The organism is Caballeronia sp. dw_276, assembly GCF_018449635.1.
GTDB lineage: Bacteria > Pseudomonadota > Gammaproteobacteria > Burkholderiales > Burkholderiaceae > Caballeronia.
This window is the reverse complement of record NZ_JAAVUV010000003.1, coordinates 206,859-222,328: the sequence shown is the minus strand read 5'-3', so window position 1 is coordinate 222,328 and position 15,470 is coordinate 206,859. Positions and strand designations below refer to the sequence as shown.

Below are 15,470 nucleotides of genomic sequence, written 5' to 3'. Positions count from 1 at the left end.
TATAATGCTGCACTATGCCGAATGCTTTTAAACGTCCCGCCGATGCGGACAAGCTTGACCCCCAGGAGCAGTTGAAAAAGCTGCGTGAAGCCCTGCTGCGCGACGCCGCGGCGCGCGAAAGCGACGGCGAAAACGACCCGGACGATCCCGCCGATAACGCGGTCAACCGCAAGAAGGAAGCGGCTGCGCGGCGGTTTACGGGGGTATCGGGGAATGCTGTGGGAGGTAAAAAACCGGCTGCGTCCGCGCCGACTTCCGGCGGTGCCATGCCTCAGGCTGCGCCGAAAAAAAATGTTGTGAAGGGCGCGGCGAAATCTCCGGCCGGATCTTCTGCTTTGTCGGCTTCTTCCGCGCAGCGCAAGGAAGTTCGCGGCGGTTTGGCGGTGCTGGCCGAACTGGCATCATTGGTTGGATCGCCGGGCAAAACGGCGGCGCCAGATTCTTCGGCGGCTGGACCGCGCGTTGAACGGGCTTCGACTGAAAGGCCTGCGGCAAAGAAAGCGGTGCCGCCTCCTGTCACGGCACCGCCGGCGCCGCCTTTGGAAAAGCCGGTCCCGCGACGGATCGAGCAAAAAACACCCACAGGCGTTGGTATGTCCGCGCCGGGGAGCGCCCGCTCAAGCTCGGGCGAGCGTACGCAAAAGTCTCCGAACAAAACGGTTGATTTGCAGCGCGCGCGTCCTGAGCCGAGGCCTGCGACACGCGCACCGGAGGCGCACGCCAATCCGCAGCGCGCGCCCAAGGACGCGGCGCCGAAGCATGGTTCGAATCAAGAAGTGAGGCGTGAGGGCAATCGACGCAACTCGGCGCCACAGCCAGACGCGGCGACGAATACCTTGCGCGACCGCGTCAAAACGAACGAGGACCAGCCGCGCCAAGCCGATACCACCCCGCGCCGCACGCGTCCCGAGCGTGAGCCTGCGCCTGCGCGCAATGCCACCCGCCCGGTCCGTGTGATCGCGCCCAACCCGATCCCGCCGATCCATTTTCCCGAGACGCTGCCGGTTTCCGCCCGGCGCGATGAAATCGCCGCCGCGATCCAGGCGAATCAGGTCGTGATCGTCAGCGGGGAAACGGGCTCGGGCAAGACTACGCAGCTACCGAAAATCTGTCTGGCGCTCGGCCGCGGCCTCGGAGCGGGCGGGTCGGGCCTGATCGGACATACGCAGCCGCGGCGTATCGCGGCATCGGCGACGGGTCGGCGTATCGCCGAAGAACTCGGCACACCGTTCGGCGAGGTCGTGGGCTACAAGGTCCGCTTTACCGATAACCTGTCGCCCGGCGCATCGGTGAAACTGATGACGGACGGCATTTTGCTCGCCGAAACGCAGACCGATCCGCTGCTCGCCGCGTACGACACGATCATCATCGACGAAGCGCATGAGCGCAGCCTGAACATCGATTTCCTGCTCGGCTATCTGCGTGAAATCCTGCCGCGCCGACCGGATTTGAAGGTGATCGTGACGTCGGCGACCATCGATGCCGATCGTTTCGCCCGTCATTTCGGCAGCGACGAAAAACCCGCGCCGGTGATCGAGGTGAGCGGACGTTTGTATCCGGTCGAGGTGCGATATCGGCCGGTCGAAGAGACCAGCGCCGCGGTGAAATCGGCGCAAGGCACAAATGCGAGTCCGGCGGCGGCTCAGAAAGACCGCCCGAAAAACCAGCGCGAAAACGATCGCGACTTGATGGAAGCCATCGTGGATGCCGTCGATGAACTCTGTCGCGAAGGTCCCGGCGATGTCCTGGTATTTCTGCCCGGCGAGCGCGAAATTCGCGAGGCTGCCGAGGCGCTGCGCAAACACCATCCGCCGCATACGGAAATCCTGCCGTTGTTCGCGCGGCTTTCGGCGGCTGACCAGGAGCGCGTGTTCAAGTCGTCGAACGCGCGGCGCATCGTGTTGTCGACGAACGTCGCGGAAACATCGCTGACGGTGCCGGGGATTCGCTACGTTGTCGATACGGGCCTCGCGCGCGTCAAGCGCTATTCGTATCGAAACAAAGTCGAGCAGTTGCAGATCGAACCGATTTCGCAAAGCTCGGCAAATCAGCGCGCGGGCCGCTGTGGCCGCGTGGCAGACGGCGTCTGCATTCGTCTCTACGAAGAGGACAATTACGCGTTGCGCACCCGCTTCACCGATCCGGAAATCCTGCGTTCGTCGCTGGCGGCCGTGATCTTGCGAATGAAGTCGCTGCATCTGACGGCCATCGAAACGTTTCCGTTTCTCGAACCGCCGCCCGGTCGCGCGATCGCCGATGGTTATCAACTGCTGAACGAACTTGGCGCTGTCGATGACGACAACGCCCTCACGCCGCTCGGCCGTGAACTCGCGCGTTTGCCGCTCGATCCGCGCGTCGGCCGGATGATTCTGGCCGCGCGCGATCATCAGTCGTTGCGCGAAGTGTTGATCATCGCTAGCGCGTTGTCGGTTCAGGACCCGCGCGACCGGCCAATCGAAGCGCAGGAGCAGGCCGATCTTGCGCACAAGAAATTTGCCGATGAACGCTCCGAGTTCCTGCAGTGGACCAAGATCTGGGCGTGGTTCGAGGACGCGATCGCGCACAAGAAGTCGAACAAGCAGCTCACCGATGCCTGCCGTGCAAACTTCCTGAACCACGTGCGTTTGCGTGAATGGCGCGACGTGCATTCGCAATTGCTGACGGTCGTGCGTGAACATGGCTGGCGGCTCAATGAATCGGAAGCCACGTTTGAGCAGATTCATCTCGCGTTGCTGACCGGGTTGCTCGGCAACGTCGGCCTGAAGGCGGACGACGAACCGTATTACCTCGGCGCGCGCGGCATCAAGTTTTATCTGTGGCCGGGCTCCGCGCTGTTGAAGAAAGCCGGGCGGTGGGTCGTGGCGGATGAGCTCGTCGAGACGAGCCGGCTATATGCACGCTGCATCGCGAAAATCGAGCCCGAATGGCTCGAACAAGTCGGCGCGCATTTGCTGCGCAAGTCGATTTCCGAGCCGCATTGGGAAAAGAAGGCCGCGCAAGTCGCCGCCTATGAGCGCGCCACGTTGCATGGGCTGACGGTCTATGCGCGTCGTCGTGTGAGTTTCGGCAAGCAGGACCCGGAACGCGCCCGCGAGTTGTTTATTCGTGGCGCGCTGGTCGACGGCGAGTTCGAAACCCGACTGCCGTTTTTCGCTCACAACCGCAAGTTGCTTGCGGATATCGAACAGCTGGAGCATAAGTCGCGTCGTCAGGATGTGCTCGTCGATGACGAATTGATCTTTGGTTTCTACGATTCACTGATCCCGAAGGGCATTTACTCGGGCGCCGCGTTTGAACGCTGGTATCGGGACGAAGAGAAGAAAGAAGTCGCGTCGCGTCTGTTGTTTCTTTCGCGCGATGACCTGATGCGCCATGAGGCCGCCGGCGTCACGACCGATTTGTTCCCGAAACGCATGACGATGGCCGGCATCGAGATGACCCTGACGTATCACTTCGAGCCCGGTTCTCCGCGCGACGGCGTGACGTTGACGGTGCCTTTATTCGGCCTGAATCAAGTCGATGCCCGTCGTTCCGAATGGCTCGTGCGCGGCATGTTGAAAGAAAAAGTGCAGTTGCTGCTGAAGTCGTTGCCGCAAAAACTTCGACGCCATCTTGTGCCGTTGCCCGAATTTTCAGCGGGCGTGGTCGAGCGCAACAGTGGCAAGACGTTCGGTGCGGGCGGCTTGCTCGAAGCGCTGATTGCGGATATCCGCGAACAGACCCAGATCGCGATGAAAGCGTCGGACTTCAAGCTCGAATCGCTGCCGGCGCATTTATTCATGAACTTCAAGGTCATCGACGAACACGGCCGGCAACTCGCGATGGGCCGTAACCTCGCGCAATTACGTGCAGAGTTGGGCGGCCAGGCGCAGCAGCATTTTCAAAAGCTTGCGGCAGGCGCGACGCTGGATATTGGCAGTGACGCGGCTGCGCCGCTTACGCGAAGTGGTTTGGCATCGGATTCGGCCGGTGGTAGTTCGGGCACCGCGCTGTACGAAAATCTCACCACCTGGGACTTTGGAAAGCTGCCTGAACTGCTTGAGATTCGACGGCGTGGGCAGACGTTATTTGGTTATCCCGCGTTGGTCGATCGTGCGACGCATTGTGATGTCGAAGTTTTCGATTCGCCGGAAGAAGCGGCGCGGATTCATCGGGCGGGTTTGCGCCGGTTGTTCGCATTGCAACTGCGCGAGCCGATCCGTTATCTCGAACGTAATCTTGGTGGCTTGCGTGAAATGTCGTTGCAATACATGGCGCTCGGGACGCAAGAGGAATTGGCCAGCCAGATCATCGAAACGGCGTTGGATCGTGCGTGCCTGCAAGATCCTCTTCCCGATAACGATGCGGATTTCTACGCACGACGCGACCAGGGCAAGAGCCGGTTGACGCTGCTGGCGCAGGAAATCGCGCGGCTCGCCGGGCAGATCCTGGCGGACTATGCAATGGTGACGAAGAAACTGATGCAGGCCAAGTCGTTTGGTGTGCCGTACGCAGATATGGTTGCGCAACTGAGCGCATTGATCGGCAAGCGTTTTATCATCGATACGCCCTACGCACAGTTGTCCCATTTCCCGCGATATCTGAACGCAATGGCGTTGCGCATAGACAAGCTGAAAGCGGACGCGGTGCGGGACGCGCGGTTGTCGGCGGAGATTGCGCCATTGCTGCAAAACTACCAGCGCGCGATCGCACAGCGAGGTGGAGTTGCGGATGCACGATTGAGCGAATACAGATGGTTGCTGGAAGAATTACGTGTGTCGTTGTTTGCGCAAGAACTTCGGACGCCGATGCCGATATCGGTGAAGCGCTTATACAAAGTATGGGAATCGATGCAACGATAGGGCGGTAGGGCAATGGGAAGCAAAAAAAAAGCGCGAATTAGCCGATAGCTAAGTCGCGCTTTTCAATTCCTACGATATTACTTCGCCGTATCGCCCGACTGCTCCACTTCGAGACTCAACGGTGCTGCCGTCAAAACACTGGCTTCGCTGCTTACCGGACCGCTAGCTTCTGTGGTAACTACAGGCGCGTAGACATACTTCTGCCATTTGCCGCCGGTGAGCGTTTCCACATTATCCCCACATTTCCGATAGAAATTGCGAGCTTCATCGCGCGAGGTGAACACAGCCTTCAACTGGCAGACCATTTGCGGTGCGCCGGCATCATTCGTGACATTCAGCACGTAATCCCATTCACGAACGCCGAAGAACCCTTCGCTAAATTGCGGACGACCGAGAAGGCTGGCAATCTGGTTCTTGGTCATACCGGGCTTGAGCTTGCGCAAAGCTTCGGTCAACGGAAAGCTGCCGCCGACATTGGACGCCGACGATGGTGCCGGAAATACCAGTTGGTCTTGGCCGCCGTCGCTGGCAAGCCGGCTGCCGGTGCCGCAAGCGGACAACAAGAAGGCTGTGACGAGCGCGGCTGCGAAAGGCAAGGCACGCGATGGGTTGCGGAGGGTGAAGTTCATCTCTTGAGCGGATTCCGTTGTTTTCATTAGTTCGATGCCGCGGGCTTTTTCGCATGCCCGCGACACTTCCTCTTACTTACTGCTATGGCTTACCAGTGCATGCCCGCACCGACCGACACGCCGAACTGACCGCGCGTGCTCGTGGTGCCACTGACCTTGTAGGCCCAGATGCCGTTCTCGGAAAGCTGCGACACGCCGATAGCGACTGCCGATTGACCGCCGTACGTGCCGCCACCAAGCGCGACCATGCCGCGTCCTGGCAAAACAGCTTGCGGCAAACCTGCGACCGCGAGTGCCGACGCCGTGCCGGCGTAGGCATCACGACGCGTGCCTTCCGTCTTCGAGTCGGTGTAGTCGTTGGCCGACTTGAGCGTGCTGCCCGTGCTCTGGTTCAACTGGTTCACGTTGACCGCGTCGGTGCCTTGCGTGCCCGCTGCAACGTTCGTGATCTGACGTTCGCTGCCCACGGCGCCCACCGAAACTGTGTTCGCACGATCCGCGACCGAGTTTTGGCCGAGCGCTACGGCGTTGTTGGCGGAAGCCTGGGCGCCTGCGCCCGTTGCGACTGAACCCGTTCCTGCCGCAACAGCGTTTGCTCCGACCGCGAGGGTATTCGCTGCCGTAGCACGAGCGCCTGCGCCGTTCGCTACCGAATCTGTGCCCGACGCCACAGAGTTCGCGCCGACAGCCAGTGCATTGTCTGCCGTAGCCTGCGCGCCCGCGCCGTTTGCGACTGAACTCGTTCCAGACGCGAGGGCATTCACGCCGACAGCAACAGCATTGTCTGCGGTGGCTTGCGCGCCGGCGCCCGTTGCAACTGAACCCGCACCGGTTGCGACCGCGTTTGCGCCCAGAGCCAGTGAGTGATCGCCTGTAGCCGAAGCCGCTTCGGTAGCCGCATCGCCGTTTGCATCGAGCAGAGGGTTGGTCGCGCCCACGGAAATGTTCTGGACTGCCGCGTTCACTGCGTCGTTGACGGTGTCGCCAATATTCGCGTTGACCTGATCGATTGCTTCGTTAAGTTGGCCGACGTTGACCGCGTCATTCGTATCGACGCCCGCTGCTACGTTGTGAATGGCGGTACCGGACGTTCCTTCGAGCGTAACGTTGCCGTGGTCAACCGTGCCGTCCGGGTTGGTGTTGTACTTGACTGCGCCGTCAGACGCCGTTGTGGCGGCCGCGATTGCCGCTGCGCTTTGGTCGCTCACCGCTTTCAACTGGGACACATTGACTGCGTCTGTATCCGCGGTGCCGGCTGCCAAGCCGGTAATGGTGCGGCCGCCGATGTTCACTTCACCCGTCGAGGTTTGCGGAGCAGAGAGGCCGTAGGCGGTGTAACCCGTTTGCGCGCCTACAGTCGTTGCCGACCCCGCGCCGAGCGCAACGCTATTTGCGTTGACCGCAGTGGCATTCGAGCCGATCGCGACGGAGTTGGCTTTTGCGTTGGCCTTATAGCCGACCGCAACAGCGTTATCGGCGGCGCCTGAATTCGAGCCGACCGCGATGGCATTGGTGCCATTGGCCGTTGCGAAATTACCCGCGGCCAGGGAATTGTCACCCTGCGCCATAGCCGAATTGCCGATCGCGGCCGACTTGTCGCCGTTCGCCGCTGCGTTATTTCCGTAAGCGGCAGCGTTGACGCCGCTTGCGACGGCATTTGAGCCGGTTGCCGTTGCGTTGGCGGCCGTCGCCTGGGCGTTGTTGCCGACGGCGACCGATGTATCGCCTGTGGAAGTGGCGGTCGCTCCAACAGCAACCGAGTTCGCCTTTGCGTTGGCCTTATCGCCCACCGCAACGGCGTTATCGGCGGCGCCTGAATTCGCGCCGACCGCGATGGCATTGGCGCCATTGGCCGTTGCGAAATCACCCGCGGCCAGGGAACTGTCACCCTGCGCCATAGCCGAACTGCCGATCGCGGCCGAATTGTCGCCGTTCGCCGCTGCATTATTTCCGTAAGCGGCAGCGTTGACGCCGCTTGCGGCCGCGTTGGCACCCACTGCGGTTGCGTTGGCTGCCAGCGCATTGGCGCCGTCGCCAATCGCAATCGCCTGGGCGGCTTGCGAGTTGGCGGTATTGCCGATTGCAATGGAGTTGGCACGTCGTGCGAGCGCGTCACTGCCGATTGCAACGGCGGCGTCTCCGCCAGCCACGCTTCTAACGCCGACCGCGACTGCTCCGGTTCCCTGCGCAGCAGCCCCTGTCCCTGCTGCGAAAGAGTCTGGGCTGTTCGCCATGGACCAGTAGCCGATCGCGGCCGCGCGGTCACCCGTCGCTGCAGACTGGTTGCCCACTGCGATCGCACCTGCACCCGATGCTGACGTACCGTTGCCGGCGGCCACTGAATCGGCGCCTTGCGCTATAGCCGCATTGCCGAGCGCGGCCGAATTGTCGCCGTTCGCCGCTGCGTTATTTCCGTAAGCGGCAGCGTTGACGCCGCTTGCCGCGGCGTTGGCACCCACTGCGGTTGCGTTGGCTGCCAGCGCATTAGCGCCGTTGCCAATCGCAATCGCCTGGGCGGCTTGCGAGTTGGCGGTATTGCCGATTGCAATGGAGTCGGCGCGTCGTGCGAGCGCGTCGCTGCCGATTGCAACGGCGGCGTCTCCGCCGGCCACGCTTCTAACGCCGACCGCGACTGCTCCGGTTCCCTGCGCAGCAGCCCCTGTCCCTGCTGCGAAAGAGTCTGGGCTGTTCGCCATGGACGCGTAGCCGATCGCGGTCGCCTGGGCACCCGTCGCTGCAGACTGGTTGCCCACTGCGATTGCACTTGCACCCGATGCTGACGTACCGTTGCCGACGGCGACCGATGAATCGCCTAGGGCATTACCTGCACTCGTGGCTGCGTCCGGCCCGACGTAGACAGCATTGGGACCCGTCCCAGCTACCGCCCAGTCGTCAGCATGGGCGCCGGCGGACATGGCAAGGCCGCCGATACCGAATAACACCGCCTGTACCACCGCAAGCTTGCGTGCTGAAGAACGCTTGGTCTTCGATTTCGAAGTCTCGGAAGCCGCGACCCACGTGCCGGAGGTTTCGTTCCAAACTGCTTTGAAAATTCTATTCATGAAAGAAGGATGTCTAACAATTTGACAAATACATGTCGGGTTGATCGATGGAGCAAGTCGCGCTTGTTTCCGCTTGGCAGCGGAACTGAACGTGACCGTTCCTGGTAACGAGGATCTCCCGCCTCGCAAATTCTGGCCCGCTTGGGCGTTGGACAGGCTTCCTACATTGCTGCGCTTCGGACTCAGAAGCTGGGGATCTTCCGGGTTGTGACGTCGGCGATATACACGATCTTTCCTAAAGTAGATTGAGTCGCTCGATATTTGGTTTGGATTGCAAACTAAAAGAAGTTAGTGTGAAATTTGATGTGATTTATATGGATTTATGTCGCAATTCACGGTCGCCATTAGCTCGCTTCTTTCCGAGGCCTCCGGCAGGGCGGTGTATCCCGCAGCTTGCTAAACGCAGCTCAGAAAATGGTCGCCGTGGCGTTTGCGCAGCATTGCTGAAAAATTGCCGGAAACCTGCGTTCCCTCAACCTCTTGAAAGCGCAAACGTTCTACAATGGCCGTTGTTTTCCGACCAGAGTTTTCATGCGTAATTCTTCCCGTACACGTTTCTCGCGCGCGACTGCTGCGACTGCGGCATTGATTGCTGCTTTTTCACTGAGCATGTCCGCTTACGCCAACAACGTAATTGTTCTAAATTCCGGCGAAGCCACGCTGAGCCTTATCGATGAATCGACTCGCCAGGTCGTGTCCACGATTCCGACCGGCAAAGAACCGCATCACCTGATGGCGACACCCGACAATTCGTCACTGATCGTCGCGAACTCGGTGTCGAACAACTTGATGTTCGTGGACCCCAAGACGGGCAAGCCGCAGCGCTGGGTCGAAAACATCGAGGATCCGTATCAAGTTGGTTTCTCGCCGGACAACAAGTGGTTTGTGTCCACGGGCCTGCGGCTCGATCGGCTGGACATCTACCGTTACGACGGCAAGAACATCTCGATCGCGAAGCGCATTCCGCTCGCGGTCATGCCGAGCCATATCGCGTTCACGAACGACAGCAAGACGGCGTTCATTTCGCTGCAGGTATCCGGCGAAATCGCGGCGATCGATCTGGCCACGCAGACGGTGAAGTGGAAGATGAAGGTGGGACCGGTGCCCGCCGGCGTCTGGATGACACCGAACGACAAATACATGCTGGTCGGCATGACGGGTGCGGACTACGTCGCGGTGGTGGACTGGCGTAACCAGAAGATCGTCAAGACCATCAAGACGGGCAACGGCGCACATAATTTTCGCTCGCTGGCGGACGGGAAGCACGTTGTAGTGTCGAATCGGGTTGCGAGCACGATCAGCATCATCGACCAGGATTCGCTCACGAACGTCGGCGATATCACGGGATTGCTTCCAGGACCCGACGATATGGAACTTTCCGCAGACAAACGTTATCTTTGGGTTACGTTCAGGTTCGCGAAGAAGGTCGGAATTATTGATCTTACAGATCGAAAGCTTATCCAGACCATTGCGGTCGGCCGTTCGCCGCACGGCATCTACTTTTTTAACCGGGCGCCGGTGTTCGGTCCTAACGGCGGCTGAAGCGTACGGCCGGGTTGAAGAGTTGAATTGAAGATTTGACGGGCGGTGCCTTGTTGTCGACGCCCTGGTAACGGTTACGGAGTTTCATGTTTCATTCCATCCTTTCCATGCTGGATACGGTCGTCTCGACAATGCAGACATGGCTGTACATAGAGGTCGTACAGCCAGTTCTGTTTAAAGTCGGCCTGATGGGCTATGACGAAGACACTTATGACGCACTGTATTGGGTGATCATAGGTGTACTTGAAGTACTCGTCATGTACGCCATCCTTCGACCGCTGGAAGCTTTGCGACCCGCCGAGAAGTGGCAGGACCGCAAAGGCGTTCGAGTGGACGCTCTGTACACGTGGATCGTCAAGCTGGGCATCCTGAACCTGTTTTTCTTCTTCACGTTCCAGCCGTTCTTCGACAGTTTCCAAAGCTGGTTGCGGCTGCATAACATTTCGAATATCCAGCTCGATAACCTGTGGCCGGGTGTGACCTCGCAGCCAATCGTCGCGTTCTTGATTTACTTGCTCGTACTCGATTTCGCTGGCTATTGGTATCACCGAATGGAGCACCGGATCGGTATCTGGTGGGAATTACACGCGGTTCATCACAGTCAGCAAAAAATGTCGCTGTGGACCGACGACCGCAACCATTTGCTCGACAATATTTTGCAAGCGGGATACTTCGCCACCGTCGCCCTGGTGATCGGAGTGCAGCCGTCGCAATTCGTAGTGCTTCTCGCGATCACGAACATGATGCAAAGCGTTCAGCATGCGAATATCCGCGTGCATTTTGGCTGGCTCGGCGAGCGTCTGCTCGTAAGCCCGACGTTTCACCGGCGTCACCACGCAATTGGATTTGGTCATGAGGGCACCACGTACGGTTGCAACTTCGGCGTGTTGTTTCCCTGGTGGGACATGATTTTCCGAAGCGTTTCGTGGAACCGCGAGCTTGAGCCGACCGGCATTCGCGACCAACTGCCGGTCGCGGAGGCGTCAGGGCGCGATTATGGCGATGGTTTCATCGCACAGCACTTGCTCGCGTTCAAGCGCATTGGAGAGCGCATCAGGGCACACCGTGGGATGCGTGCCCCAGATTCGGACTCGGACGCCGCGGCCGTTTGACGGCTGACTGCCACGGGTATTCTCGCTCGGTATTGACTCGGCACATCCTCATTACCGCATCCGCCTTGCTCGCCGGCCTAGTGCCGGCGAATTGCGTTTACTTACCGACGTTAGCCATCCGGTCGAGCAGCGCGCAATGCGCTCTCTGGTTTATCCTGTCTCCTTTACCTCTCAAACGATCCTTGCATGAATGACTTGTTGCGTTCGTTCGTGCGTGCGCTCGCGAACGCGTTTCATCCCAGAATGCTTTGGCTGACGTTCATGCCCTTCGCCGTGGCGACAGTTGCATGGGGCGGTGTCCTCTGGTTTTTCTGGCAAACGCTGACTGGCGCCGCGCGTAACTGGCTTGATGGTTGGGCCCTTACGTCGGCTATGTACCGGATCTTCGACTCTGTCGGATTCTCGTCTCTGCATGCGGTGATTGCGCCGTTTTTTATCGTGATCATGGCGATTCCGTTGATCGTCGTGACCATTTTGCTGCTTATCGCGACGCTATCAATGCCGTCCGTAATCAAACTGCTGACGCGGCGCCAGTACGCATCGCTTGAGATGCGGCGCGGTGGATCGTGGTACGGGAGTCTCGGGCATTCTGTGGTCACCACCGTTGTCTGCCTGGTGCTGTTGGTCGTTACGTTGCCGTTGTGGTTGATTCCGCCGTTTTTTGCAATCATCCCGCCGGTGCTGTGGGGATGGTTGACATACCGCGTGATGACTTACGACGCGCTCGCGTTGCATGCAAGCGCTGAAGAGCGACGCACGATCGTGCGTCGCGCGCGTTGGCCGTTGTTCGGCATTGGTGTGGTCAGCGGATTGCTCGGGTCGCTGCCGACCATGCTGTGGGCATGGTCAGTGTGGCTGCTGCCGTTGTTTCCTGTCGTCGCTGCGGCGACGATCTGGATTTATGCGTTCATTCTTGTTTTCTCGGCGCTTTGGTTTGCGCATTATTGTTTGCATGCGCTGGAGCGCCTGCGGATCGAGACCGCGAATTCAGCGCCACCACTGAGCGGTCCGGTCGCATCGACTGAACTGCGGATTTCGGGCTAATTTCTACTGGGAGCATTCATGGGCTTTGGCGTGATCATCATTGGCGACGAAATCTTGTCCGGTCGAAGGACCGACAAGCATCTGCCAAAAGTTATCGAATTGTTGTCTGCGCGCGGGCTATCGCTGGACTGGGCGGAATATATCGGCGATGACCGCGAGCGCATCACGGCCACGCTCAAGCGGGCATTTACTTCGGGCGACGTTGTGTTTTCTACCGGCGGCATTGGCGCCACACCCGACGATCACACGCGTCAATGTGCGGCTGCGGCATTAGGTGTCCCGCTGGAATTGCATCCGGAAGCGGCTGAGCTGATCCGTGCGCGCATCCGGGAAACGGCAGGCGACAAACCTGCAGACCTGAATGCGCCGGACAATCTGCATCGGCTGAACATGGGAACGTTTCCGCAGGGCGCGAGCATCATCCCAAACAGCTACAACCGTATTCCAGGGTTTTCGGTCGGAGACATCCATTTCGTGCCCGGATTTCCGGTCATGGCGTGGCCCATGATCGAGTGGGTGCTCGACAACAAATACGCCGAGCTGCATCACGCGACGCCCTATGTGGAGCGATCGTTATTCGTTTTTGGTTTGCCGGAGTCGCGCATCACGCCGCTCATGGAATCCATCGAACGGGATTTTGCAGGCGTGCGGGTTTTCAGCTTGCCAAGCGTTGGCGATACAGCCCGTGGCGAAGTGTTTGGGCGCGCCCATATTGATCTCGGCGTCAAGGGTGAGCCGGAGGTGGCCAATGCGGCGTTTGAACGGCTGCGCGAAGGTGTCGCCGCGCTGGGCGGCGAGATTGTGGAAGTTGAGCCGGGCGCAGCGCAATAAGCCTTGCGGAGTGTCCGGCTGTCATGTTCATGCGCCGAGCCACGGCAAGCCGCGAAAGCACCATCCTGAAACGGTCTTGCGGTGGCCATGCGCGTCTTTGTCGCCCTCAAAACCCTCAAGCAGGTCGAAGGCTTTGGTGAATCCCGCATTCTGTGCTGCTACCGCCGCCAGTTTCGAGCGTGCGGCACTTCGGCAAAGAAACAGGATCGGCGTATCGGGCGCGGCAAGCTCGCTTAATTGCTGAATGAAGGCCGTGTTCGGCACCGAGCCCGGGTACTGAATCCACTCAACATGCGAGTACTGGGCGGTATCGATGGCAGGCCGTCCGACCCAGTCGAGTTCGGCGCGCGTACGAACGTCGACAAGACGCACGGAAGGATCGAGTTGCAGTAGTTCGAAGGCTTCAGCCGGAAGAACAGCGCCGGCGTAGGAAAGCTGGTTCTCCACGGCGCGGCCGGTGCCTTGGGCATATAACTGTTCGAGCGTGCTCATGAACGAAGGTCTCCAATCGGACATTTTAATCAGGCATTCTAGCGTGCCGGTGGGGCGTCAATGTGCCAGGTGCGATAGGTCATAACGCTGCATCAAAACAGTGCGTAGTGTTTGAATCGCCCCGAATCAGTGCTAACGTTATGAGCCAAACGGCGGTTAGCACAAAATTGGTGCAAAAGAATTTTGCAGTTGTGGAATCACATCTTTCCGAATTGTTGTGCTTCCCCGAAAAAGCGCGCAGCTTCAATCGCTTAGCGCAATATTGGTGCACTTGGCATGGAAGCTGCTTTTGACTATGCCGATGGTTTTGAATCGGTTAGGCGGCGAATAAGTGTTCGTCGATTTTGTTAATCAGGAGATAGGTAATGAGCAAATCCGTGGCCGACGTCATGCAACTCGTCAAGGACGAGGACGTCAAGTTTGTCGACTTCCGTTTCACCGACACGCGCGGTAAAGAGCAACACGTTTCGGTGCCGGTCTCGGCATTCGACGAAGACAAATTTGAAAGCGGCCACGCTTTCGACGGTTCGTCTATCGCCGGATGGAAGGGCATTGAAGCGTCGGACATGCTGCTGATCCCGGATGCGGACACCGCGTTTATCGACCCGTTCTATGAAGAGTCGACGCTCGTGATGTCGTGCGACGTCGTGGAACCGTCGGATGGCAAAGGCTATGAGCGCGACCCGCGTTCGCTGGCAAAACGCGCTGAAGCCTACCTGAAGAGCTCGGGTCTGGGCGACGCAGCGTTCTTCGGTCCGGAGCCGGAATTCTTCATTTTCGACTCGGTGCGCTGGAGCGCGGATCAGTCGGGTTGCTTCGTCAAGGTGGGTTCGGAAGAAGCACCGTGGTCGTCGTCGATGGAATTCGAAGGCGGCAACACCGGTCACCGTCCGGGCACGAAGGGCGGCTATTTCCCGGTTGCTCCGGTCGACACGTTCCAGGACATCCGTTCGGAAATGTGCCTGTTGCTCGAGCAAATCGGCATTCCGGTCGAAGTACATCACCACGAAGTGGCGGGTCAAGGCCAGAACGAAATCGGCACGAAGTTCTCGACGCTCGTTCAGCGCGCTGACTGGACGCAACAGCTGAAGTACATCGTTCAGAACGTGGCGCACACGTACGGCAAGACGGCGACGTTCATGCCGAAGCCGATCGTTGGCGACAACGGTTCGGGCATGCACGTTCACCAGTCGATCTGGAAGGACGGCAAGAACCTGTTCGCCGGCGACGGTTATGCAGGCCTGTCGGAATTCGCGCTGTTCTACATCGGCGGGATCATCAAGCACGCTCGTGCGCTGAACGCAATCACGAACCCGTCGACGAACTCGTACAAGCGTCTCGTGCCGCACTTCGAAGCACCGGTGAAGCTGGCTTACTCGGCCAAGAACCGTTCGGCTTCGATCCGCATTCCGCACGTGTCGAACCCGAAGGGTCGCCGTATCGAAACGCGTTTCCCGGATCCGATGGCGAACCCGTACCTGTGCTTCTCGGCGCTGATGATGGCCGGTCTCGACGGCGTGCAGAACAAGATCCATCCGGGCGAAGCTGCGGACAAGAATCTGTACGACTTGCCGCCGGAAGAAGATGCAAAGATCCCGACCGTGTGTGCCGGCCTGGATCAGGCGCTCGACGCACTCGACGCCGACCGTGAGTTCCTGACGGTGGGCGGTGTGTTCACGGATTCGATGCTCGATGCGTATATCGAACTGAAGACGACCGAACTGCAGCGCTATCGCCAGGCTGTGCATCCGATCGAATTCGAGATGTACTACTCGCTGTAAGCGGATGGCGCGCGCTTCTTCGGTCGCCGGGATTCCGGTCTCCGGAGAAGCGCGCCGCTCGATGCGAAGCAGAAGTGTCAGGTGAACGGAAAAGGGACGGCGTGCCGTCCCTTTTTTTGATCGCCGGATCTTCGTC

The 15,470-nt window shown here is 59.4% G+C and carries 9 protein-coding genes; 6 read left to right on the top strand and 3 right to left on the bottom strand.

Annotation, left to right across the window (positions count from 1 at the left end):
• Window positions 1–14: 14 nt before the first annotated feature.
• Window positions 15–4,841 carry an ATP-dependent RNA helicase HrpA gene (gene hrpA / locus HB633_RS06880; protein WP_255580790.1) on the top strand — a complete coding sequence of 1,609 codons (4,827 nt, stop codon included), beginning with the start codon at window positions 15–17 and terminating at the stop codon, window positions 4,839–4,841.
• Between the two features lie 77 nt (window positions 4,842–4,918).
• Here hrpA and HB633_RS06875 read toward each other — a convergent pair whose 3' ends face one another.
• The gene (locus HB633_RS06875; protein WP_213777378.1) at window positions 4,919–5,470 is read right to left on the bottom strand and encodes an outer membrane protein assembly factor BamE; all 552 of its coding nucleotides are present in this window, start codon (window positions 5,468–5,470) and stop codon (window positions 4,919–4,921) included.
• A gap of 89 nt (window positions 5,471–5,559) precedes the next feature.
• Entirely contained in the window at window positions 5,560–8,532 is a 2,973-nt protein-coding gene (locus HB633_RS31105; RefSeq protein ID WP_213777377.1) for a YadA-like family protein, read from the bottom strand.
• Between the two features lie 531 nt (window positions 8,533–9,063).
• On the opposite strand from HB633_RS31105, the gene HB633_RS06865 reads away from it, so the two are divergent.
• The 4 genes from HB633_RS06865 to HB633_RS06850 all read left to right on the top strand — a co-directional run bounded on the left by HB633_RS06865 (window position 9,064) and on the right by HB633_RS06850 (window position 13,061).
• Window positions 9,064–10,074 (top strand): beta-propeller fold lactonase family protein, encoded by a 1,011-nt coding sequence (locus tag HB633_RS06865; RefSeq protein ID WP_213777376.1) that lies wholly within the window; start codon window positions 9,064–9,066, stop codon window positions 10,072–10,074.
• Between the two features lie 86 nt (window positions 10,075–10,160).
• Window positions 10,161–11,186 carry a sterol desaturase family protein gene (locus HB633_RS06860; protein ID WP_213777375.1) on the top strand — a complete coding sequence of 342 codons (1,026 nt, stop codon included), beginning with the start codon at window positions 10,161–10,163 and terminating at the stop codon, window positions 11,184–11,186.
• Between the two features lie 186 nt (window positions 11,187–11,372).
• Entirely contained in the window at window positions 11,373–12,230 is an 858-nt protein-coding gene (locus HB633_RS06855; RefSeq protein ID WP_213777374.1) for an EI24 domain-containing protein, read from the top strand.
• A gap of 18 nt (window positions 12,231–12,248) precedes the next feature.
• On the top strand, window positions 12,249–13,061 hold the full coding sequence (locus tag HB633_RS06850) for a molybdopterin-binding protein (protein ID WP_213777373.1): 813 nt from the start codon (window positions 12,249–12,251) through the stop codon (window positions 13,059–13,061).
• 27 nt (window positions 13,062–13,088) lie between these two features.
• Here HB633_RS06850 and HB633_RS06845 read toward each other — a convergent pair whose 3' ends face one another.
• Entirely contained in the window at window positions 13,089–13,553 is a 465-nt protein-coding gene (locus HB633_RS06845; RefSeq protein ID WP_213777372.1) for a rhodanese-like domain-containing protein, read from the bottom strand.
• Window positions 13,554–13,918: 365 nt separating this feature from the next.
• Here HB633_RS06845 and glnA point away from each other — a divergent pair, with 365 nt between their 5' ends.
• Window positions 13,919–15,334, top strand: coding sequence for a type I glutamate--ammonia ligase (gene glnA, locus HB633_RS06840; RefSeq protein WP_061999036.1), 1,416 nt, complete (start codon window positions 13,919–13,921; stop codon window positions 15,332–15,334).
• Window positions 15,335–15,470: the final 136 nt, after the last annotated feature.

Excerpts from the sequence above, each read along its gene's own strand:
- hrpA (WP_255580790.1), top strand. The coding sequence starts at position 15 with ATGCCGAATGCTTTTAAACGTCCCGCCGATGCGGACAAGCTTGACCCC.
- HB633_RS06875 (WP_213777378.1), bottom strand. The coding sequence starts at position 5,470 with ATGAACTTCACCCTCCGCAACCCATCGCGTGCCTTGCCTTTCGCAGCC.
- HB633_RS31105 (WP_213777377.1), bottom strand. The coding sequence starts at position 8,532 with ATGAATAGAATTTTCAAAGCAGTTTGGAACGAAACCTCCGGCACGTGG.
- HB633_RS06865 (WP_213777376.1), top strand. The coding sequence starts at position 9,064 with ATGCGTAATTCTTCCCGTACACGTTTCTCGCGCGCGACTGCTGCGACT.
- HB633_RS06860 (WP_213777375.1), top strand. The coding sequence starts at position 10,161 with ATGTTTCATTCCATCCTTTCCATGCTGGATACGGTCGTCTCGACAATG.
- HB633_RS06855 (WP_213777374.1), top strand. The coding sequence starts at position 11,373 with ATGAATGACTTGTTGCGTTCGTTCGTGCGTGCGCTCGCGAACGCGTTT.
- HB633_RS06850 (WP_213777373.1), top strand. The coding sequence starts at position 12,249 with ATGGGCTTTGGCGTGATCATCATTGGCGACGAAATCTTGTCCGGTCGA.
- HB633_RS06845 (WP_213777372.1), bottom strand. The coding sequence starts at position 13,553 with ATGAGCACGCTCGAACAGTTATATGCCCAAGGCACCGGCCGCGCCGTG.
- glnA (WP_061999036.1), top strand. The coding sequence starts at position 13,919 with ATGAGCAAATCCGTGGCCGACGTCATGCAACTCGTCAAGGACGAGGAC.